Genomic DNA, 2,717 nt, shown 5'->3' on the forward strand with positions numbered 1-2,717 from the left:
TACGACGACAGATCGGTGTGGTGGCTGGTGTGCGACACGGCCGCGTGCGGGCCGGGTCCCTCGGGTGCGAGACGCCGCAACTCCGCCGGCACATGCGCGAGTCCGTTCAGCCCGGTCGCGACCACCACGGCCGAGGCCGCCAACTCCTGCCCGTCGTCCGCCCGGACCACGAAGCCGGATCCCGACGCGGACCGTTCGACCGACGTCACCCGGGCCGGCTCCACCTCACCGACGTACCGCTTCTGGAACCACTGCCCGTACCGTACGAAGACATCGCACGGGATCGGGGTCAGCTCGGTCAGTTCGGGCTCGCCGTGCTCGCGCCGGAAGTCCGCCAGCCGGCCCCCCGGTTCCGGCGCCGACAGGTCGGTGGCGTCCGGCGTCGATTTCAGGAACATCCCGGTGGCCATGGCATGCCGCCAACTTCCCATCACCTCACCGAAGATGCGGACCGGCGTCCCCGCCGCCCGCAGATGGGCGGCCACCGACAGCCCGTACGGCCCGGCGCCGACCACGACGACCGGTGGCCGCCCACGCCCGGTGAACGCCTGCTCCTGGGCAGGGCGCTGCCCCGGAAGCGACTGCGTCATGCATTCCTCCGCTGGTCTGCTCGCCGCCTTCCCCGGGGCGGCGCGACACTGCGGGATGGCACGGCCGGCGTGAAACGGCCGTGCGCGTCCCCCCTCCGCGGGTGAGTCTCTCCCACCGGCATGCGGGTGGAAACGATAACGACGCACGTTGGCCAAAACTTGGTCGAACCATACGACAAGCGACGCCGACCGTGTCATCGACGTGCGTAGGGCGAATTCAAGCGATCACGGATCCGCCAGGACCGGTCGGCGACGGCAGCCGTGCGGAACACCGTCGGATTCCGTGCCGAACGTCCCTTCGACGGGCGCGAGCCGGAGCGGGTGTCCCGAAGCCCGGACGAGCCGACGGACTCGGGGGCCGTCCCGGTACGGTCGTCCCGTGAACATCCACTGGCACGTCGTCCTGCCGCCGCTCTGCGCCTGACCGGGCGCACTCACCGACGGCTCGAACCACCCTCCCGGCCCTGCCTTCCAGGCGACCCGGGGCCTGTGTCGTGCGCCCGTTCCGAAACCGGTCCGCAGACGGTATTCGACGACGGAAGTTCACGACTGTGCCGAACGACACCTCATCCCCCGCGCTGACCGGCGCCGCCGCCGCGTGTCCGCGTCCCCGCCCCGCCGGCCCGTTCGCCGGGCCGCCCCCGATCCTCACGGCCGCCGTGCTGTGGGGTACCACCGGGACCGCAAGTTCCCTCGCTCCCGCCGGGGTGCCGGCCGCCGCCGTCGGCTCCGCGGGCCTGGTCCTCGGCGGCATCCTGCTGTTCCTGGCCGCACCGGGCAGTCGCGCCCTGCCCCGGACCTGCACCGGCGGCGAACGCCGACTCCTCGTTCTGGGTGCCCTCGCGGTCGCCGGCTATCCCCTCACGTTCTACCCAGCCGTGGCCCGTACCGGCGTGGCCGCGGCCACCGTGATCGCGCTCGGCGGCGCCCCCGTCCTCGCGGGCCTCCTCGGCCTGTTCACCGGCCGGTCCCGGCCCACCGCCCGCTGGACGACCGCGACCGCGGCGGCCGTCCTCGGCTGCACGGTTCTCGTCCTCGGGCCCGACCTCGCCGGTGCCGGCGCCCCCGTCGACGTGCTGGGCGTCCTGCTGGCGGGGCTCGCGGGACTGTCGTACGCCGGGTACGCCCTGGTCGGCGGGGAACTCATCGCCGGCGGGCACCGGGGCGCGGTGCCGGGCGTGCTGTTCGGCGGAGCGGCGCTGCTCGTGCTGCCGGTGGTGCTGTGGAGCGCCGCGGCCTGGCTCCCGACGGTGCGCGGCGGGCTGGTCGTCCTGTACCTCGGGGCGGTCACCACCTTCGTCTGCTACCGGCTCTTCGGATACGGCCTGCGCCACACCGCCGCCCAGGTCGCGACGACCCTGACCCTGGCGGAGCCGGCCGTGGCCGCGGTTCTGGGCGTCACGGTCCTCGGTGAGCGCCTGCCCGCCGTGTCCTGGTGCGGACTCGCGGTGCTGGCGCTGGGGATCGTCGTCCTCGCCCCCCGTCGGGCGCCGCGGTCGCGACAGGTGACCCGCAACTCGGTCGAGTAACCGACCAGATGGTGTCATTCAGTCGGTCTCCGAGCGGGAGTGTCCTGCCGCTCGGGGACCGGTCCGAGTGGCCCGACCGGTGCCGACCGGCGCGGCCGACGAACGAACCAGCCCTGCTGTACTGCGGGTTCGCCGGTCGGCGGGGCGGGTTCCCGGCTACCGTTGTTCCCGGGAGCCGCGTCGAAATCCGCCCGGGCGCCGGTCGGTTGACAGACCGGTTGTGCTGTTTTCTACTGGCGGAGTGCCGGTTGACAGGACCAGGGAGACGCAGGTGGACATCGGGCTGCTGGGTGAACTCGACGTGACGGAGAACGGGATCTCCATCGCCCCGACCGCACCGAAGCCACGCCAGGTGCTGGCCCTGCTCGCCCTGCGCGCCGACCGGGTGGTGCCCGTCGCGACCCTCATCGAGGAACTCTGGGCCGGCACACCGCCGCGCAGTGCCCGCACCACGCTCCAGACCTATGTACTCCAACTCCGGGAACACATCGCGACGGCCCTGCGCCGGAACACCGCACCGGGGGACGCCGGCGCGCGCTCCGCGAAGGACGTCCTGGTGACCCTCCCGGGCGGCTATCTCCTCGCCACCGGGGGCGGC

General features: G+C 73.3%; 3 protein-coding genes. 2 read left to right on the forward strand and 1 reads right to left on the reverse strand.

The genetic code is table 11. The annotated features are described in order from the left end of the window. The coding region (locus tag ABZ646_RS44455) for an FAD/NAD(P)-binding protein (protein WP_360532874.1) at window positions 1-590 on the reverse strand (590 nt) is incomplete at its 3' end. A 551-nt stretch (window positions 591-1,141) separates the two neighbouring features. Here ABZ646_RS44455 and ABZ646_RS44460 point away from each other — a divergent pair. Continuing rightward, window positions 1,142-2,119 (forward strand): EamA family transporter, encoded by a 978-nt coding sequence (locus ABZ646_RS44460; RefSeq protein ID WP_360532877.1) that lies wholly within the window; start codon window positions 1,142-1,144, stop codon window positions 2,117-2,119. Between the two features lie 271 nt (window positions 2,120-2,390). Then, a partial coding sequence (locus ABZ646_RS44465; protein WP_360532880.1) for a winged helix-turn-helix domain-containing protein occupies window positions 2,391-2,717 on the forward strand: 327 nt, incomplete at its 3' end.

The sequence above is a fragment of the Streptomyces sp. NPDC007162 genome (assembly GCF_040634175.1).
Classification (GTDB): Bacteria; Actinomycetota; Actinomycetes; order Streptomycetales; family Streptomycetaceae; genus Streptomyces.